Raw genomic sequence first — 17484 nt, 5'->3', positions numbered from 1 at the left:
TGAATTCTTCAGTGAAATTTTTGGCTGACATAAACACTCCTTCATTAAGCCTCTATTATGAGGCAAAAAAGTGTCTATAAAACCCGGGTCTATTCACCCAGCCATCGTTAGCATTGCTGTAAACCACACAACGGGGAACAGCAATGCAACGATGGCAACCAGGCGCACGCTTACTCTCTGACTTCGACCTCAAAATCGGCCGGCTGTCGGCCAGCGTACGGAAAACGCAACTCAGCGAACAAGACGTCATCGAGGCGTGTCGTGTAACCGACGACGCAATCGCCAGGATGATCGAACCGAGGAAAGACCATGCGAAACGATCACGACATAATCACGAAAGAAGAGATGATTGAGTTGACCGGTCACCACTATAAGACGAAACAGTGTGACGCACTCCGCCGGGCTGGAATATTTTTTATTGAGCGTCCGGACGGTCACCCAAAAACAACATGGGGGCATTTCCTGAACCCTGTGAAATTCCGAAATTCGCCGCCGAAACCGGTGGCGGAAGAACCAGACTTCGAGGCGATGTAAGTGGCTGGTAAACGAAAAGATCCCGCAGATAACTGGATGCCATCGCGCGTATCCCGCGGCCGGTCCGCCTACGAGTTCAAACACCCTGACGGCAGGACTATAAAGCTCTGCCCTCTCGATGCTGCACAATCCGCGGTTTGGGTGGCGTACGAGAAATTTATCAGCCAGAAAGAAGACAAGGCGACATTTAAGACCTTGGCCGATAGGTTCCTCAACTCTGCAGAGTTTACCGACTTAGCTTTCGACTCGCAGAAGGATTACCAGAAATACGCCAAAAAAGTTATGCCGGTATTTGGGAAAATGGATCCGAACAATATTAAGCCTGAGCACATCAGGAAATATATGGATAAGCGCGGGCTAAAAAGTAAGACGCAGGCAAACCGTGAAAAAACATTCATGTCGCGGGTGTTTGGGTGGAGTTACGAGCGTGGCTATGTGAAAGGAAATCCATGTAAAGGGGTGAGGCAATTTAAGGAGAAATCTCGCGAGCGCTACATCACTGACGCCGAGTATGACGCTGTTTATGCTGTCGCGCCGGATACGGTGAGGGTCGCAATGGAGGTGGCTTACCTTTGCTGTGCGCGGCAGGCTGATGTTCTTGTGCTAAACCGTGCACAGATTTTAGAACCGGGGATCTTTATCCGCCAGGGGAAGACCGGCGCCAAGCAAATCAAAGCCTGGTCAGACAGACTTCGTGCGGCCGTAGCATTAGCCGACACATTGCCAATCAAAGACGGCATTTCCAGCGTATACGTGATCCACCAGCGCAACGGGAACCGCTACACCCGCGATGGCTTTAATACCCAGTGGCGCAATGCAAAGCTGGCGGCAATCGCCGCATATCCGGATCTGGATTTCGATTTCACCTATCACGACCTCAAGGCAAAAGGTATTTCCGATCTGGACGGTTCGCTGACAGATAAGCAGGCGATATCTGGCCACAAAAATGCGAGCCAAACGGCAATTTATGATCGCAAAGTGAAAATAGTGCCAGTGGTGGGCAATCAGAAAGGATGAATATTTATGCTGCTTTCAGATTTTATCTTCTGAAAGCATCTTCTGAAAATGTTCTGAAAGGTGATTTAGGGCACAAAAAAACCGCCTTCCGGCGGTCACGACATTACTGCTTATTGCTTTGTTATTCTTGAATTTATTTTCCTGGTACCCGGGGCGGGACTTGAACCCGCACAGCCATAAGCCGAGGGATTTTAAATCCCTTGTGTCTACCGATTTCACCACCCGGGCTCGGGAAAATTGGAGGCGCGTTCCGGAGTCGAACCGGACTAGACGGATTTGCAATCCGCTACATAACCGCTTTGTTAACGCGCCTTAATTCTTTATGCCTTTTTCAGGCTAAAGCTCGTAAAACACCAGCTTTATCAAATTTGGAGCGGGAAACGAGACTCGAACTCGCGACCCCGACCTTGGCAAGGTCGTGCTCTACCAACTGAGCTATTCCCGCATTAATCAGAACTTACTGATTTTTTTGCTATCTTTCGGCAAATCACTGCTGCCGTCTGATGCGATGCATTCTACTTACCTGACGTAATGAGTCAATAAAATTGTTGGCTCATTACGTTTGTTTGACGATTTTTGCAGCGCTTTGATCAGGGTTCCAGCAAATCTTTGCGGGCAGCGTTCAAATATTGGAACATTGACCAAAAAGTCAGCACTGCCGCGATGTACAACAAACCAAAGGACACATACTCAACGGTACGGTCCGGGCGCCACAGCAGGCCGACCAGCGACATCATTTGCGCCATGGTTTTTACCTTGCCAATCCAGGACACCGCTACGCTGCTGCGCTTACCAATCTCCGCCATCCACTCACGCAGCGACGAGATGATAATTTCACGAGCAATCATGGTCGCCGCCGGTAGAGTGATCCACCAGACGTGGTAGTGTTCCGCCACCAGCACCAGTGCCACCGCCACCATCACCTTGTCCGCAACCGGGTCGAGGAAGACCCCGAAACGGGTAGTTTGCTTCCAGCGACGGGCGAGGAAACCATCAAACCAGTCGGTTATGGCAGCAAACACAAAGATGACGGCGCAAACCATCGGAGCCCAGGTGAACGGCAGATAAAATGCCAGAACAAAGAATGGGATCAGAACTACGCGAAACAGAGTAAGCCAAGTCGGTATATTCAATTGCATAATGCTAGGGTAACTATCTGGCTGGAGTGGGAATTAAGAGTATGTTGCTACATTGCCCTCAGTGTTTCAATGCATTGTAGATCTTTTCTGCCAATGCTTGTGAAATACCCGGCACTTTTGCAATTTCCTCAACGCTGGCGTTCAATAATGGTTGAAGTCCACCCATATACTTCAACAGCACCTGTCGCCGTTTTGGTCCAACGCCGTCGATCAGTTCCAACGCGCTGGTATTTCTTACTTTTGCCCTTCTCTGCCGATGCCCGGTGATCGCGTGGTTATGCGAATCATCGCGGATGTGCTGGATCACATGCAGCGCCGGTGAATCCGACGGCAAAGCAACCCCCTCACCTTCAGGTACAAAGAACAGTGTTTCCAACCCGGCTTTACGGTCAGCACCTTTGGCGATACCGATCAGCAAGGGCTTGTTTTTATCCCAGCTAACATTCAGCGAGTTAAACACGTCAATCGCCATACCAAGCTGCCCCTTACCGCCATCAATAAAGATAACGTCGGGGATTTTTTTCTCTTCCAGAGCCTTACCATAGCGGCGTTTCAACACTTGCGCCATCGCCGCATAGTCATCCCCTGGCGTAATGCCGGTGATATTATAACGCCGATACTCGGAACGCAGCGGCCCATTAGCGTCAAACACCACGCAGGAAGCCACGGTTTGCTCGCCCATGGTATGGCTGATGTCGAAGCATTCCATGCGGTTAATCTCGGAAAGATTCAGCACCTTGGTTAATTCGGCGAGTCGCTGATGAATGGTCGACTGCTGGGAAAGCTTGGTGGTCAGAGCGGTCGCTGCATTGGTACGCGCCAGTTTAAGGTAGCGTGCGCGGTCACCTCGCGGTTTACTCTGGATCTGGATTTTGCGACCCGCCAGCTCAGACAGGGACTCGGCCAGCAACTCTTTTTCCGGCAAAGTGAAATCCAACAGGATTTCCGCCGGCAAGGTTCGCATCTGGCTACCCTGTAAATAGAACTGACCGACAAACGTCTGCACCACTTCACTCATTTCGGTGCCGCCTGGCACTTTGGGGAAATAGCTGCGGCTACCCAACACTTTGCCCTGGCGAATAAACAGTACGTGCAGACAGGCCATGCCGGCCTCGAATGCCACGCCGATCACATCCAGATCGTCGCTGTTACCGGATACGAACTGACGCTCAGTCACCCTGCGTACCGCCTGGATCTGATCGCGTATCCGCGCGGCCTCTTCGAAGTTCAATGCCTTGCTGGCGCTTTCCATCCGTTCGATCAACTGATGCAGTACCTGTTGATCCTTACCAGACAGGAACAGGCGCACATAGTCCACCTGCTGACGATATTCATCTTCACTCACCAGCCCGGCGACACAAGGCCCCAGGCAACGGCCGATCTGGTACTGCAAACAAGGGCGCGAGCGGTTGCGGTACACACTGTTCTCGCACTGTCGTATCGGGAACAGTTTCTGCAGCAGTGCCAGCGTCTCACGCACGGCATAGGAATTGGGGAATGGACCGAAGTACTCCCCCTTGGCATGTTTGGCACCACGATGCACGGCCAGCCGCGGGTGGCTGTCCGCACTGAGGAAGATCAGCGGATAAGATTTATCGTCTCGCAAAAGAACATTATATCGTGGCTGGTATAACTTTATGTAGTTATGTTCCAGTAATAGCGCTTCTGTTTCGGTGTGTGTAACAGTAACGTCTATTTGCGCGATATTTTTAACCAGCGTCTCAGTTTTACGGCTCCCAACCTGCTGGCGGAAGTAACTGGCGAGGCGTTTTTTCAGATCTTTGGCTTTACCGACGTAGATAACCGTGCCAGTAGCGTCGTACATTCGGTAGACGCCAGGCTGGCTGGTTACGGTGCTTAGAAATGCTTTGGCATCAAAACGGTCACTCACTGCTTAACAACGTCTCCGCATTGAACAATCCGTGTCGGATAGCCAGGTGTGTCAATTCAACATCACCGCTGATATTCAGCTTGCTGAACATGCGGTAACGATAACTGTTCACCGTTTTGGGGCTGAGACTCAGTTGTTCCGAGATCTCGTTAACCTTTTTGCCTTTGGTGATCATCAGCATAATCTGCAGCTCGCGCTCAGACAGACAGCTAAACGGCGTTTCCGTCTGCGGCTCCAATTGGCTCAATGCCATCTGTTGGGCAATATCGGACGCGATATAGCGCTGCCCGGCCTGCACGGCGCGAATGGCATTAACCACATCCTGTGGTGCCGCGCCTTTGCTCAGGTAGCCTGCAGCACCTGCCTGCATCACCTTGGCCGGCAATGGGTTTTCGGTATGAATAGTCAGCATGATGACTTTAACGTCGGGCGCATAGCGTACAATCTTGCGCGTGGCTTCCAGCCCGCCAATACCCGGCATGTTCATATCCATAAGAACGATATCTACAGCATTGCCACGGCACCATTTCACGGCGTCTTCACCGCACTGGGCCTCCCCGACAACTTTTATACCTTTGATATCTTCAAGAATGCGTCGTATCCCTGCGCGCACCAGTTCGTGGTCATCAACAAGAAGAACGCTAATCAAGGAAAAATCTCCAAAAAGAAGGGAGTAACGCAATCAGCCTCTGTTATAGGCAGAGATATTACTTGTTTTTCAGCCAAGAATGAACACAGATTAATACTTACTCCCGATTAACTTTGCGCAATGGGCCAGATTTTTGAATTTTAGTCACCCAACGCAGCCCGATAAAACCGTTGTTTCTCGATAAAAAACCGACGATGTAAATATTATAATGCAGACCTCTGGCCTCATGATAGTGCGTCTAACCTAAACCGCAGGTAAAATCAGTGTAAGCAATCGCAACACAAATAATATCAACACCAGCATGACTGGCTTGTAATTCATTGAAACAAAACAAAATAGCAAGATTGTCTTTATCTCACATGGTAAAATTCAATGCAAAAGAAATTATTCAATCCATGCCAAGCCAACGTCAGGCAAGGGACTAATGTTGATCGTTTAAATAACCGGAACAAGTTACCAATAACCTGCCAGAAAAATACTTATTAACTCAAAAAAAATAACTTGGCGGTATTGTTCAGCACGCCGATTAATTCATCAATAGTGAGTATGCACTATAATGCGAAGTCGCTTAACCCCTGGGACTGCCCCAGCTAATGGTACGGGCAGCGAGACAGCGCTATCAGTGCAGATGGATACCTGCATGCTATGCTATACTCCGCGCCCAGTTAAATACGCATCTGCAGATTCGAGTGAATGAAATCGGTGTGGCTGCGCATCAAAATGCACTTTGTTTCAGGCTTCGGCCTCAAAAATCAGGAGATAAAATGAGCAACGTTGATTTCACTACGTCTGCAAACCCGGAAACGCTGGCAACAGAAGTTGCCTGCCTGAAAGCCACGCTGACACTGATCCTGAAATCGATCGGTCAGGCCGATGCCGGGAAAGTCATTATCAACATGGAGCGCTTTATTGCGCAGATTGAAGACCCAACCCAGGCTGAAATTTTTAAAAACAGTATCCAACAGATTAAGCACGCTTACCGTCAATAGTCTGTCGCCCTTCCGGCCTGCCTTATCGCCGGCCACCATTCCCTCCAGGAGAATGGTGGCTGCGCCACTGATAGCAACCCGCCAGGCTTAAGGCTTACCAGCCTGCAACACAAAGCCGCGCTGCATATCACCCGCAATGCGGAAATAGCGGCTCTCACCGGCGCGCAGCGTCATTGGCAAGCGCCCGCTGGTATCACGCCAGATGCACAAGCTGTTTTCGATCATATCCTGCCCAATACTGATTTCGTTATTACCTACCGGCACCCGAAACTCTGCCTTCTCTTTGGATGCCAGCGAGGCGGCAAACTCGCCGTTAATATAAACCCCAGTCCGACAACTTCCTGCCAGCATTCCACTGTCGCGCACCACCACAATGGTGGCAAATGGCGTTTGTGGCACATTCTGATAAAGCATCAACCGGCTGGGCGGCGGTGATTCAGCCTGCTGCAGCGGAACGGCCTGAGTGGCACAGCCAGACAACAGCACGGTGGTAACAAGTAACGCGGCGTAATGCTTCATCCTGAGCTCCCGAAAAAACCATTCTTCATACTAGCAAGAGAATAGCTACTGACTGTAGCGCCAGGGCATCATCATTAGAAAAATAGGATAACTTCCAGTGGACTGAGGAAAATCAGGCTGGGAAAAACCTTACCTATGCCAACTCTATTACTGCAAGGCAAGACAGCCGACAGCACTAAGAAGATTCTGTAGTTAGTATATTGAAAATAATAAGATTATTATGGGTTTATCTAAAGTTTGACCATGCGTTTTTGTATGTCATCGCGAAAGGCATTACCCACATAGTTAAAGCCATCTTCCGTTACATAAACCCGCGAGTAACCGTTTTCTGACAGCGTAGTCACCATATAACCGGCGTTAATCATCGCCGTAGAGGGTGCATTCATCAGGGTAAGAAAACCGCGGCCACGGCACCATTGATAGAAGCGTGTGCGGCCATAACCAAATGCATCACCGACATCAGAAAGATTTCTCAGCCGAGCAAAATCCTCTGATAATGAAGGTAAATCACTACCGTCTTTAGCTATTTGAGGTTTATTCGCCAAAATATAACTCCCTTTAATGCCTTCATCATCATGATTGTCACTCATCGATCCTGAATCTAAAAAATTTACACCTGAATTGCAATCGCATTCCCGACAAATTCATTAATAGTTTTAATTGTGAGAATTTATAAAAAGCAATATAAACATCATCAAGGTAATTCCGCAGCGTATAAATATCCTTTCACGACCAATAATAAGAATAAATCCTTAGGTAAATATCTTAATAAATAAACGAAAAACAAACACAGAAAAACTTAGCACGAATATTATAAACAATAAGTATTATTCTACTTATCAGCGAGACCTCCTCCTCACACATTGCCGCCAGCCTCACCTCAACCTCTTCTAAACAATAACTATTATCATTTCCAATTTTAGCATCAGTTTATTACACTCATGCCCCACCTCGCCTAGGAAGATTCTTAGCGTGTGTTTATAGGACGAAATGAAGAGTTAGGGATACCATGAAGACGTATAGATTTTTGATTTTATTACCATTAGTAGCATTATCCGCCTGCACCCAATGGGAGAGGGCCGGTGCCGGGAAGGCCACACGCGAGGCGGAATACGCGGAATGTAAGGGACGGGGCTACGAACGTTTCCCTCCCGATGTAGTGAGAGATTTCGAGTTTAGTTACGAGAACCAATACCACAGTTGCGAGAAAGACAAAAAAGACTGCCCGAAAGGCTACCGTTACGATAAACAACCTTCGTTTAAAACGGTGCAAAACGATCGCAATGAAGGGGCACGAACGGCAACCATCGAAGCTTGTATGTATGGCAAAGGCTGGCACGAGAAAACCTATTACTGGCCACAGTAATCTCAGCGTTGTCGAGGCAGGCTTTTGGCTCAACTGACACAGCTTGCCGCCGGGGATTATTCATCATCACCGTGCGGCATGCCGGTCCTGGGCCTGGTTTTATTCTGTTCCGGTTTTTTATCTTTTGCTGCCGATAATGCTCGCCCAATCAGCCACAGCAACAACGGCATCAGCAGCAGGCATAGCCCCAGTGTGATCAGTGCATTTGTCATCCGTTGCCCGCCTGATTTTTTCGGTCACTCAACCTGAGTGTAGCAGGCTTATCCGTCGTTCTCGCTACGTCCCAACCGAGCCAGGGTAGCCACCCTGGCTGGCGTCAGGGGGATCCGTGGAGCCGGCAGTGGCCAATCGAACAAATAGCGTGCCGCCGCCGCACAAATTTTGCCCTGGCAAGCGCCCATACCACAGCGGCTACTCAACTTGGCGGCCGTCCAATCGGCTAATCCACTTAACTGATGCAACGGCACATCCTCACAACGACACAATAGCGTTTCCGCTGTCGCCAGCGTTTTCAGTTCCGGTTTAAGCGCAAAGGTTCGCGCTACCGCGGCGGAAAATCGCCGCCACTTATCGCGTTGTGCCGTTAATGCCTGCGCCTGGATCAGGTTGCCGGTGGCGGTATAACCGGCAATCGCCCCCTCAGCCAACGCCAACTCGCTGCCACCGATCCCGGTGCATTCACCGGCGGCATAAATCTGTGGCTGACTGGTTTGTTGGTAAGCATCCACAGCAACCGCATCATTTTGGATACGGCACCCCAACAACATCGCCAATTCGATATTAGCCACCAGCCCAAACCCACAGGCCAGACGATCGCAATCCAGCGTGATCTCGCGAGCCCCTTTTTGCATCCTAATCGCCGTCAGCCGCGCGTCGCCTAGCGCCTCCAACACATAGCTGGCAGGACGATAATGCCGGTTGAACAGGCCAAAGGACTGACGCAATTTCACCGGCCAGCGCCACAATTCTGCGGTAAAAGCCGCCAGCCGTGCAACGGGTGCCTGTTCCGCCAGCATCACCACTTCACCACCGGCTTTAACCACGCTGGCAGCGACGGCCAACAACAATGGCCCACTGCCGGCAATTGCCACCCGCTCCCCTTTAATAGACACCCCCTGCTTAATCTGCGCCTGCAGCCCACCGGCACCGGTGACACCAGGCAGGGTCCAGCCGGGAAACGGCAACAAAAGTTCGCGGGCACCACAGCACAGGATCAACGCTTGATAATCAACAACCCCGCTCCCCGCCTCATCTTCATAGAGAATTTTCTGCGGCCCGCACTGTGCGACAATCTTCACGCCGTTAAGCAGCGTCACATTACTCAATGCCCCGACGACCTGCCGATACTGTAGAGCCAGCGCCGGCAATGCCACGTTCGGCCCGTCACGCCAGATCTGCCCGCCGGGACGCAGGTTATCGTCAAGCACCAACACAGACTGACCACTTACTGCCGCCGCACGGGCTGCCGCTAACCCTGCCGGGCCGGCTCCGATAATCAGCACATCGCACGCAAGATCACTCATTTTCTGTCCTCTCAATACGCATTCCCGGCCGGCACAGCGTCTGACACGCCAGCCGCCGCAGGCCATTCACCGTAACGCGGCATTCCTGGCAGATGCCCATACCGCAAAACGGCGCGCGAGGTTGCCCATTGACCGAAATGCGGCAGCTGTCCATCCCGCTCAGGCTGAGCGCTGCGGCTACGCTTAACCCTTCGGGTACACAGAGACTTTCGCCGTTGAGGGTCAACGTCAGTCGATTTTGTTTCATACCGGCAACGCCTCCTTAGGGAACATTCGTGCAGCCAGGTAAGGGGTATCATCAATCGCCGGTCGATGATTATGGATCTGCGCGGCAATCAACGCGGCACTGCCCAGCGCGGTGGTAACCCCCAGGCCCTCATGCCCCAATGCCAACCATAGCCCGCGATGCTGGGGATGCGGCCCAAGTAGCGGCAGACCGTCGGCGGACGCGGCGCGCAGGCCAGTCCAGCAGCGGATAATGTTCATCTGCGCCAGGGCAGGAAGAAAAGTGTTGGCACGTGCCAGCATGGCGGCCAGTAACGGCATGTCGATAGTGCTGTCTGGGGCGTCAAACTGGCGGGAGGAGCCAATCAACAGCTGGCCGGTTGGCCGCGCCTGAACGTTAAACGCCACCGAAGTCCCGTCGCTGGCGTGCGCGCTGGCACCATAACCCAACTCAACCAATTGGTGGTGTACCCGTTGTGGGTAGCGATCGGTGATCGCCAGATGCCCTTTTTTGGCGCGTAACAAGGGTTGCTCCAATAACCTGTCGGCTTGCAGGCCACAGGCCAGCACCACTACCGGTGCGGTTAAACGTTCGCCGCTCGCCAGCACCAGCGCCTGCTGTTCCAGCGCAACGGCTTCACCCGCAATGACCCTGACCGCCGGTCCGGCGTCGGCCACTAACCAGCGGGCGACGTTGGGCGCATAAACAATGCCGTCGCCCGGCACACGCAAGCCGCCGGCCAGTCCGGACCGCAGCATGGGTTCAAGAGCAGCAACCTGCGCGGCGCTCAGTACTTCGCTCGCCACACCGTATTCGGTCATGCGTTGCAGTTTACCTTTGGCAATCGCCATTTCATCGTCCCGTTCCGCCAGCCACAGCGTACCGCAGCCACGCCAGGCGCAGCCTTCCGGCATGCGATCCACCAGACTGCGCCACAGTTGCAATGAATAGGCGCTTAAAGCCAGCTCGGCAGGATTATCGTCCACGCATACCAGGTGCCCCATACCGGCCGCCGTTGCACCGGCACGCTGGTTGTCCACCAGCAAAACGTGTAATCCTTGCTGCGCCAGCCGCCAGGTGCAGGCAGCGCCGATAATGCCGGCCCCCACCACAATCGCATCCGCCCGCCTGCCGGCAATCATCAGCGGATCCCCCAAACGAAGGGATCGCGCTCATCCAGCAGCAGTTGGCTGTCAGCACACACGTAAGCTTGCCCACGAATAAAGGGAGTCACGCGATCGCCACTGCGCTGATAATAGCCACTGAATCGACTGCCAATCACGCTCGCCTGGTGCCAAATCTCACCCGGCTGCAATTTGCCGTCGGCCGCCAGGCAGGCCAGTTTGGCGCTGGTCCCGGTGCCGCAGGGCGAGCGATCGTAAGCCTTGCCAGGACACAGCACGAAGTTGCGACTGTCGGCCTGCACGTCGTCGGCAAAGAGTTCGATATGGTCAATAACGCCGCCGTCTTCCCCATAAATCCCTGCGCTCTCAAGCGCCTGGCGCACTGCCCAGCTAAACGCAGTCAGCGCATCCAGATTTTGCGTATTGATCGCCAAAGGATGTTCGCCGATCAGAAAAAACCAGTTCCCCCCCCAGGCAATATCGCCCACCACCGGTCCGTAACCGCTGACCTCAACCCTGACCTGATGGCGATAACGATAGGCCGGTACGTTTTCCACCGTCACGCTGCCGTCCTGATGCAAGATGGCGTTCACCGTACCCACCGGGGTTTCGATCAGGTGCTCACCGACGCCAATTCGCCCCAGATAGGCCAGTGAGGCCACAAGACCTATGGTGCCATGACCGCACATGCCCAAATAACCGCTGTTGTTGAAGAAAATCACCCCGGCGGCGGCCTGCGGTGAGCAGGGCTGGCACAGCAAGGCCCCCACCAGCACGTCGTTACCCCGAGGTTCCAGAATGATCGCACTACGCCAGTCGTCATACCGGTGAGCAAACAGCGCCTTGCGCTCAGCCATACTGCCGGTGCCCAAATCGGGGAACCCTTCGACAATCAGTCGGGTGGGTTCCCCGGCGGTATGGGAATCGATCGCCCGCAGCGCGGTGAAATGCGAAGAAAGTGCCATCGGAGTCTCCTGGGTTAATGAAATGTTACCGATGGCGCTAGACTGACCGAATCTGCTGACGGCGGCTTGATGCATTTCGGCGTGGCAAATGCAGAAATCAGCACAATTCCCCCGGCAGGTTTAACCGGGCCGGGATAATCCAGTGAGCAAAAGTATGCGGTGATCCGCATAATTGGCAGCTACGCTTGAAAAGTTATCAGAAAGTTAATATTGATTAAGCGCGCCAAAAACGGCCTGTCCGGCCGCTTCAGATTCTGTGTCACCCAGCGGGAAAGGTAATGCTATGCGTTTAGTCCAGGATCATCAGCTTGTTACGGCTCCTCTCCCCCTTATCGAGGAACCGGAAGAAGACATTTTTGCCGTTGAACAACTGTCCCGCTGGTGTGATGGACTGGCGCAACAACGTCCGAACACCCTGCACGATCTGCTAAATTCACTGGCTTTGATTGCGCCGCTGCTCAACGCCATTCCCAACGTGGTGTTCTTCATCAAAGACCTGCAAGCGCGTTACCTGCTGGCCAACCTGACGCTGGCCAAGCGTTGTGGCTTTAAAACCGTCACCCCACTGCTGGGGAAAACCTCGGCGGAGGTGTTTCCGACCCAATTAGGGTCAGGTTATACCGAACAGGATCTGCGCGTATTGCGTAACGGCGTACTGATCCAGGATCAACTGGAGATGCACTTATACAGTGGGCGCGAGACCGGCTGGTGCCTGACACAAAAGCTGGCACTGTACGATGTGCATGGCAAAATCATCGGCATGGCAGGCATCTCGCACGATCTGCAGGAGGCCAAAGCCAACCATCCTGCCTATCAACGACTGGCGGCGATCGACGTCTATATTCGTCAACACTATGCCCGACCTATTGCCCTGGAGGAATTAACCGCCCTCACCGCCCTTTCCGTGGCGCAGATAGAGCGCTACTGCAAACGTATTTTCCACCTCACACCACGCCAGATGATCCACAAGGTGCGGCTGGAAAAGGCCACCGAACTGCTGGCCGGCGATTTACCCATAACCGACATCGCCCTGCAGTGCGGTTACACCGATCACAGTGCATTCAGCCGCCAATTCAAAGCCATGACCGGCTCCACACCACGTGACTTCCGTATTAGCATCACGCCATAATCCACTGATTTATCTTCTCAAAAAGTTTATTTTCGGCGCTTTGACGGCCAGGTTTTTGCTTGCCTGATGCTCTGCACCACTGTGCCAATTTCGTCGTGGCATTCGGAGAAAACCGTCAAGCCCCTGCGGACAATACAGGTCAATCTGTGATTGGATTTTACCAATAATTCACCATTGATTAACAAACTTGGACGACAGGATAAACACTATGAGCCATAAAGCCATTAGCTGGAGCGGCGTGTTCCCGGCGGTCAGCACTCAGTTTCGTAGCGATTTCTCTCTGGATCTCGATGCCACCCATACGGTGATCAAAAACCTGGTCAAGGACGGTGTTTCCGGCCTGGTGGTGTGTGGCACCGTGGGTGAAAACACCTCGATGACCGTTCAGGAAAAATTATCGGTGATTGAAGTGGCACGCGATGCGGCACAAGGCAAAGTACCGGTGATTGCCGGCATTGCCGAGTTCACGACTGCCTTTGCTCGCAACATGGCGCAAGAAGCGCAAAAGGTCGGCGTCGACGGCATCATGGTCATGCCTGCGCTGGTCTACTCCGCCAAACCCCATGAAACTGCCGCCCACTTTCGCAGCGTTGCCGGTGCCACCGATCTGCCGATCATGGTCTACAACAACCCGCCAATTTACAAAAACGACGTGACGCCCGACATCCTGACGTCATTGGTCGATTGCGAAAACATTGTCTGTTTCAAGGACTCTTCCGGCGACACCCGCCGCTTTATCGACCTGCGCAACGAAGTGGGCGATCGCTTTGTGCTGTTCGCCGGGCTTGATGATGTGGTGCTGGAAAGTATCGCCGTCGGTGCCGAAGGCTGGATCTCCGGCATGTCCAACGCCTTCCCGCGTGAAGGGGAAACGCTGTTCCGTCTGGCGAAGCAAAAACGCTTTGAGGAAGCCCTGGCGCTGTATAGCTGGTTTATGCCGTTGCTGCATCTGGACGCTCGTCCGGATCTGGTGCAGTGCATCAAGCTGTGTGAAGAGTTGGTCGGCCGCGGCAGTTCAATCACTCGCCCGCCACGCCTGGCATTACAGGGCGATACCCTGTCAGAAGTCACCGCCGTGGTTAAAAAAGCGCTGGCAAACCGCCCTGAATTGCCGGACGTCGGCCTGTAATTGTCACTCAGGCCCGGCCGCCTGCCGGGCCTGAACACCAGCCAACCGGGGGAACCCATGCCCAACGCTTATACCATCCGTGGTCAACAGTTTATCGGCGGCCAACGCCGCGCCAGCGGTGAGGCCGAACTGGTCAGCCTGCGTGCCGATAACGGCCAGCCGACCGGCCACCGTTTTTTCTCGGCCAGCATCGCAGAAACCGCCGCCGCCGCCGGTGCCGCCGCACAGGCGTTCACCGCCTATTCTCAGCTCAGCGCCGAACGCAGGGCCGACTTTCTTGAGGCGATTGCCGGGCAGTTGGATGCACTGGATGAGGACTTTTTCAACTACGCCATGCAGGAAACCGCCCTGCCATTAGCGCGTCTGAGTGGCGAACGTGCCAGAACCAGCGGCCAGATGCGGTTATTTGCCAGCCTGTTGCGTCGCGGAGATGTGCACGGCGTACGCATAGACTGCGCCTTGCCGCAGAGAACACCGCTGCCGCGTCCGGACCTGCGCCAATACCGTACCGCCCTCGGCCCGGTCGCCGTGTTTGGCGCCAGCAATTTCCCGTTGGCTTTCTCCACCGCCGGCGGTGATACCGCCGCCGCCTTGGCCGCAGGTTGCCCGGTGGTATTCAAGGCGCACACTGGCCACATGATCACCGCCGAGCTGACCGCACAGGCGATTGAACGGGCCAGAGAGCAGCAACAGATCCCGCCCGGGGTATTCAACATGATTTACGGCGACCACATTGGCGCGGAACTGGTACAGCACCCGGCCATTCAAGCGGTGGGCTTTACCGGTTCGCTGCGCGGCGGCAGAGCTTTGTTCAACCTGGCCATGCGCCGTCCGCATCCCATCCCGGTGTTTGCCGAGATGTCGAGCATCAACCCGCTGATCATCATGCCGCAGGCCTTAGCCCAACGTGGGCAGCAGATCGCACGCGAGCTGGTGGCCTCATTCACTCTGGGTTGCGGCCAATTCTGTACCAAGCCGGGGCTGATCATCGGCCAACGCGGTGAAGCATTCAGCCAGTTTATCGGTGAATTAACCGAGCTGGTGAACGCCGCGGCCCCGCAACCGATGCTCAATACCGGCACGCTGGCACATTACCGCAGCGGATTGGCAGCGCTGGATCAGCACGAAGGCATTCGCCATCTGGCCGGTGATCCTGAGGAACTGCCCCATCTGGCGGCGCCGCAACTGTATCAGGCCGATATCTGCTTACTGCTCAGCGGCAATCCCTTGCTGCAGGAGGAAGTGTTTGGCCCGGTAGCCATTTTGGCTGCGGTGGAAAATCACCAGCAACTGACCGCCGCACTGGAAAGTCTGCAAGGCCAACTGACCGCCACGCTGCTGACCGACCCAGAGGATCTGGACGATGCCGCACCGCTGGCGCAGTTGCTGACCCATAAAGCGGGACGGGTGCTGTTCAATGGCTACCCGACCGGGGTCGAAGTGTGCGACGCCATGGTACACGGCGGCCCTTATCCGGCCACCAGCGATGCCCGCGGCAGCTCGGTTGGCTCCCTGGCGATCGAACGCTTCCTGCGCCCGGTTTGTTTGCAAAATTACCCGGCCGCATTGTTGCCACCGGCGTTACAAGACAGTAATCCGCTCGGCCTGCTAAGGCTGGTTAACGGTATTTACACCCGAGATCCGATCCACTCACCTGCCAGCAACTAGCCCGGCCGCATCTGCATGCCACCGAATAACAAAAGGGTAACTCCATGACAACCCAAGGCAAATTCAAGAAGCAGCTTACGCTCACCGATTTAACGTTTATCGGCCTGGGCGCAATCTTTGGTTCCGGCTGGCTGTTCGCCGCCAGCCACGTTTCCTCCATTGCCGGCCCCGCCGGCATCTACTCCTGGCTGATCGGCGGGTTGGCCGTGCTGCTGCTCGGCATTGTTTATTGTGAGCTGGGTGCTGCGCTGCCCCGGGCCGGCGGCATTATCCGCTACCCGGTATTCTCCCACGGCGAACTGATGGGATATCTGCTGGGGTTTATTACTCTGATCGCCTTCTCCAGCCTGATATCGATTGAGATCGTCGCGGCCCGCCAGTACGCCGCCGCCTGGTTTCCTTTTCTGAGCCAGCCCGGCTCCGGCAACCCGACGCTAATCGGTTGGCTGGTCCAGCTACTGCTGCTGTGCTTTTTCTTCGCCCTGAATTACTACAGCGTCAAAACCTTTGCCAAATCCAACAATCTGATCAGCGTGATTAAATTTGTGGTACCGCTGCTGGTGATTGTGGTGCTGTTCAGCTTCTTCAAACCCGAAAACCTGCACAGCCAGGGGTTTGCGCCCTTTGGCTCCGCCGGGGTGGAAGCGGCCATCTCCGCCGGGGGCATTATCTTCGCCTATCTGGGGTTGACGCCGATTATCTCGGTCGCCAGCGAGGTGCAAAATCCGCAGCGCACCATTCCTATCGCGCTGATCCTGTCGGTAGTGTTGTCCACCATCATTTATGTGCTGCTGCAGGTGGCCTTCCTCGGCAGTATTCCCAGCGAAATGCTGAGCGGCGGCTGGGCCGGTATTAGTCAGCAATTCTCACTGCCTTACCGTGATATCGCCATCACCCTGGGGATGGGCTGGCTGGCGTTTCTGGTAGTGAGCGATGCGATTATCTCACCGAGCGGCACCGGCAATATTTACATGAACGCTACGCCCCGCGTGGTGTACGGCTGGGCCCGCGCCGGCACTTTCTTTAAGATCTTTACCCGCGTCGACGGTGAGTCCGGCATTCCACGCCCTGCCCTGTGGCTGACCTTTGCGCTGTCGATCTTCTGGACGTTGCCTTTCCCCTCCTGGGAGAAGCTAATCGGCGTGGTTTCCGCCGCGCTGGTGCTCAGCTACGCCATTGCGCCGGTGACTGCTGCCGGTCTGCGCCGTAATGCGCCGGATCTGCCGCGCCCCTTCTTCGTGCGCGGCTTCTGCGTGCTCGGTCCGGTGTCATTTATCATTTCGGCGCTGATTGTCTATTGGTCCGGCTGGAACACCGTTTCCTGGCTGCTGGGCCTGCAGATCCTGATGTTCGTGGTCTATATCCTGTTCAAAAACAAGGTGCCAACCCACGCCGTCAGTCTGAAGCAACAGATTTGGTCGTCGCTGTGGCTGATAGCCTTCTACGCGCTGATTATTGTCGCGTCCTATCTCGGCAGCTTTGGTGGCATCAACGTCATTGGTCACCCGTGGGATACCCTCACGGTGGCGGTCATTGCGTTGGCAATCTATTACTGGGGCGCCTATACCTGTTTACCTCAGGCAAATTTTGCCGGTGATGAGGAAGAGTAACCGTAA

Annotated in this window: 18 protein-coding genes and 3 tRNA genes; 8 read left to right on the top strand and 13 right to left on the bottom strand. The window is 54.2% G+C overall.

All coding sequences use genetic code 11. The annotated features are described in order from the left end of the window. The first annotated feature begins 309 nt into the window (after nucleotides 1-309). Together OCH02_RS11445 and OCH02_RS11440 are read left to right on the top strand one after the other, a co-directional pair. A complete protein-coding gene (locus OCH02_RS11445; protein WP_261431335.1) occupies nucleotides 310-534 on the top strand; it encodes a DUF4224 domain-containing protein in 225 nt (74 codons plus the stop codon). After that, nucleotides 535-1551 (top strand): phage integrase central domain-containing protein, encoded by a 1017-nt coding sequence (locus OCH02_RS11440; RefSeq protein ID WP_261431333.1) that lies wholly within the window; start codon nucleotides 535-537, stop codon nucleotides 1549-1551. It begins immediately after the preceding gene. A 142-nt stretch (nucleotides 1552-1693) separates the two neighbouring features. Here OCH02_RS11440 and OCH02_RS11435 read toward each other — a convergent pair. From OCH02_RS11435 to uvrY, 6 genes are all read right to left on the bottom strand, one after another. Beyond that, nucleotides 1694-1779 (bottom strand) — tRNA-Leu (locus tag OCH02_RS11435). A gap of 10 nt (nucleotides 1780-1789) precedes the next feature. After that, nucleotides 1790-1863, bottom strand: a tRNA-Cys gene (locus OCH02_RS11430). 57 nt (nucleotides 1864-1920) lie between these two features. Then, a tRNA-Gly gene (locus OCH02_RS11425) sits at nucleotides 1921-1996 on the bottom strand. 145 nt (nucleotides 1997-2141) lie between these two features. Beyond that, entirely contained in the window at nucleotides 2142-2690 is a 549-nt protein-coding gene (pgsA, locus tag OCH02_RS11420; RefSeq protein ID WP_261431331.1) for a CDP-diacylglycerol--glycerol-3-phosphate 3-phosphatidyltransferase, read from the bottom strand. Between the two features lie 58 nt (nucleotides 2691-2748). Beyond that, on the bottom strand, nucleotides 2749-4581 hold the full coding sequence (uvrC, locus tag OCH02_RS11415) for an excinuclease ABC subunit UvrC (RefSeq protein WP_261431329.1): 1833 nt from the start codon (nucleotides 4579-4581) through the stop codon (nucleotides 2749-2751). Continuing rightward, nucleotides 4574-5230, bottom strand: coding sequence for a UvrY/SirA/GacA family response regulator transcription factor (gene uvrY / locus OCH02_RS11410; protein ID WP_012006273.1), 657 nt, complete (start codon nucleotides 5228-5230; stop codon nucleotides 4574-4576). The genes uvrC and uvrY overlap by 8 nt, the downstream gene beginning before the upstream one ends. A 764-nt stretch (nucleotides 5231-5994) precedes the next feature. On the opposite strand from uvrY, the gene OCH02_RS11405 reads away from it, so the two are divergent. Then, on the top strand, nucleotides 5995-6219 hold the full coding sequence (locus OCH02_RS11405; RefSeq protein WP_020826235.1) for a DUF2594 family protein: 225 nt from the start codon (nucleotides 5995-5997) through the stop codon (nucleotides 6217-6219). An 87-nt stretch (nucleotides 6220-6306) separates the two neighbouring features. On the opposite strand, the gene OCH02_RS11400 is transcribed toward OCH02_RS11405, so the two are convergent. Together OCH02_RS11400 and OCH02_RS11395 are read right to left on the bottom strand one after the other, a co-directional pair. After that, on the bottom strand, nucleotides 6307-6738 hold the full coding sequence (locus OCH02_RS11400; RefSeq protein WP_261431327.1) for a hypothetical protein: 432 nt from the start codon (nucleotides 6736-6738) through the stop codon (nucleotides 6307-6309). Between the two features lie 230 nt (nucleotides 6739-6968). Then, nucleotides 6969-7328, bottom strand: a complete 360-nt coding sequence (locus OCH02_RS11395) for a hypothetical protein (RefSeq protein WP_261431326.1) — start codon at nucleotides 7326-7328, stop codon at nucleotides 6969-6971. Between the two features lie 419 nt (nucleotides 7329-7747). Here OCH02_RS11395 and OCH02_RS11390 point away from each other — a divergent pair, with 419 nt between their 5' ends. After that, entirely contained in the window at nucleotides 7748-8104 is a 357-nt protein-coding gene (locus OCH02_RS11390) for a hypothetical protein (protein ID WP_261431325.1), read from the top strand. Between the two features lie 56 nt (nucleotides 8105-8160). On the opposite strand, the gene OCH02_RS11385 is transcribed toward OCH02_RS11390, so the two are convergent. From OCH02_RS11385 to OCH02_RS11365, 5 genes are read right to left on the bottom strand one after another with little or no spacing between them, the layout of a single operon-like run. Next, entirely contained in the window at nucleotides 8161-8316 is a 156-nt protein-coding gene (locus OCH02_RS11385) for a hypothetical protein (protein WP_261431324.1), read from the bottom strand. Between the two features lie 48 nt (nucleotides 8317-8364). Further along, nucleotides 8365-9627 (bottom strand): FAD/NAD(P)-binding oxidoreductase, encoded by a 1263-nt coding sequence (locus OCH02_RS11380; RefSeq protein ID WP_261431323.1) that lies wholly within the window; start codon nucleotides 9625-9627, stop codon nucleotides 8365-8367. Beyond that, complete coding sequence (locus tag OCH02_RS11375) at nucleotides 9620-9874, bottom strand: (2Fe-2S)-binding protein (RefSeq protein WP_261431322.1); 255 nt, start codon at nucleotides 9872-9874, stop codon at nucleotides 9620-9622. The genes OCH02_RS11380 and OCH02_RS11375 overlap by 8 nt, the downstream gene beginning before the upstream one ends. Further along, complete coding sequence (locus OCH02_RS11370; RefSeq protein ID WP_261431320.1) at nucleotides 9871-10995, bottom strand: NAD(P)/FAD-dependent oxidoreductase; 1125 nt, start codon at nucleotides 10993-10995, stop codon at nucleotides 9871-9873. Before OCH02_RS11370 ends, OCH02_RS11375 begins: the two co-directional genes overlap by 4 nt. Continuing rightward, nucleotides 10995-11942, bottom strand: coding sequence for a 4-hydroxyproline epimerase (locus OCH02_RS11365; protein WP_261431319.1), 948 nt, complete (start codon nucleotides 11940-11942; stop codon nucleotides 10995-10997). Before OCH02_RS11365 ends, OCH02_RS11370 begins: the two co-directional genes overlap by 1 nt. Before the next feature lie 283 nt (nucleotides 11943-12225). Between OCH02_RS11365 and OCH02_RS11360 the strand changes: the two genes are divergently transcribed. The 4 genes from OCH02_RS11360 (at nucleotide 12226) to OCH02_RS11345 (ending at nucleotide 17478) form a co-directional block, all read left to right on the top strand. After that, entirely contained in the window at nucleotides 12226-13071 is an 846-nt protein-coding gene (locus OCH02_RS11360) for an AraC family transcriptional regulator (protein WP_261431317.1), read from the top strand. A 208-nt stretch (nucleotides 13072-13279) separates the two neighbouring features. Beyond that, nucleotides 13280-14200, top strand: coding sequence for a dihydrodipicolinate synthase family protein (locus OCH02_RS11355; RefSeq protein WP_261431316.1), 921 nt, complete (start codon nucleotides 13280-13282; stop codon nucleotides 14198-14200). 57 nt (nucleotides 14201-14257) lie between these two features. Further along, nucleotides 14258-15868 (top strand): aldehyde dehydrogenase (NADP(+)), encoded by a 1611-nt coding sequence (locus OCH02_RS11350; RefSeq protein WP_261431314.1) that lies wholly within the window; start codon nucleotides 14258-14260, stop codon nucleotides 15866-15868. Between the two features lie 44 nt (nucleotides 15869-15912). Beyond that, nucleotides 15913-17478: an APC family permease gene (locus tag OCH02_RS11345; protein ID WP_261431313.1), complete on the top strand. Its 1566-nt coding sequence runs from the start codon at nucleotides 15913-15915 to the stop codon at nucleotides 17476-17478. Nucleotides 17479-17484: the final 6 nt, after the last annotated feature.

This window comes from Serratia quinivorans, from assembly GCF_946227985.1.
GTDB lineage: Bacteria > Pseudomonadota > Gammaproteobacteria > Enterobacterales > Enterobacteriaceae > Serratia > Serratia quinivorans_A.
The sequence above is the reverse complement of the archived record's forward strand: the minus strand, read 5'-3'. Positions and strand labels throughout refer to the sequence as shown.

Excerpts from the sequence above, each read along its gene's own strand:
- OCH02_RS11385 (WP_261431324.1), bottom strand. The coding sequence starts at position 8,316 with ATGACAAATGCACTGATCACACTGGGGCTATGCCTGCTGCTGATGCCG.
- OCH02_RS11370 (WP_261431320.1), bottom strand. The coding sequence starts at position 10,995 with ATGATTGCCGGCAGGCGGGCGGATGCGATTGTGGTGGGGGCCGGCATT.
- OCH02_RS11380 (WP_261431323.1), bottom strand. The coding sequence starts at position 9,627 with ATGAGTGATCTTGCGTGCGATGTGCTGATTATCGGAGCCGGCCCGGCA.
- OCH02_RS11365 (WP_261431319.1), bottom strand. The coding sequence starts at position 11,942 with ATGGCACTTTCTTCGCATTTCACCGCGCTGCGGGCGATCGATTCCCAT.
- OCH02_RS11360 (WP_261431317.1), top strand. The coding sequence starts at position 12,226 with ATGCGTTTAGTCCAGGATCATCAGCTTGTTACGGCTCCTCTCCCCCTT.
- OCH02_RS11395 (WP_261431326.1), bottom strand. The coding sequence starts at position 7,328 with ATGAGTGACAATCATGATGATGAAGGCATTAAAGGGAGTTATATTTTG.
- OCH02_RS11355 (WP_261431316.1), top strand. The coding sequence starts at position 13,280 with ATGAGCCATAAAGCCATTAGCTGGAGCGGCGTGTTCCCGGCGGTCAGC.
- OCH02_RS11405 (WP_020826235.1), top strand. The coding sequence starts at position 5,995 with ATGAGCAACGTTGATTTCACTACGTCTGCAAACCCGGAAACGCTGGCA.
- pgsA (WP_261431331.1), bottom strand. The coding sequence starts at position 2,690 with ATGCAATTGAATATACCGACTTGGCTTACTCTGTTTCGCGTAGTTCTG.
- OCH02_RS11390 (WP_261431325.1), top strand. The coding sequence starts at position 7,748 with ATGAAGACGTATAGATTTTTGATTTTATTACCATTAGTAGCATTATCC.
- OCH02_RS11445 (WP_261431335.1), top strand. The coding sequence starts at position 310 with ATGCGAAACGATCACGACATAATCACGAAAGAAGAGATGATTGAGTTG.
- OCH02_RS11350 (WP_261431314.1), top strand. The coding sequence starts at position 14,258 with ATGCCCAACGCTTATACCATCCGTGGTCAACAGTTTATCGGCGGCCAA.
- OCH02_RS11400 (WP_261431327.1), bottom strand. The coding sequence starts at position 6,738 with ATGAAGCATTACGCCGCGTTACTTGTTACCACCGTGCTGTTGTCTGGC.
- OCH02_RS11345 (WP_261431313.1), top strand. The coding sequence starts at position 15,913 with ATGACAACCCAAGGCAAATTCAAGAAGCAGCTTACGCTCACCGATTTA.
- OCH02_RS11375 (WP_261431322.1), bottom strand. The coding sequence starts at position 9,874 with ATGAAACAAAATCGACTGACGTTGACCCTCAACGGCGAAAGTCTCTGT.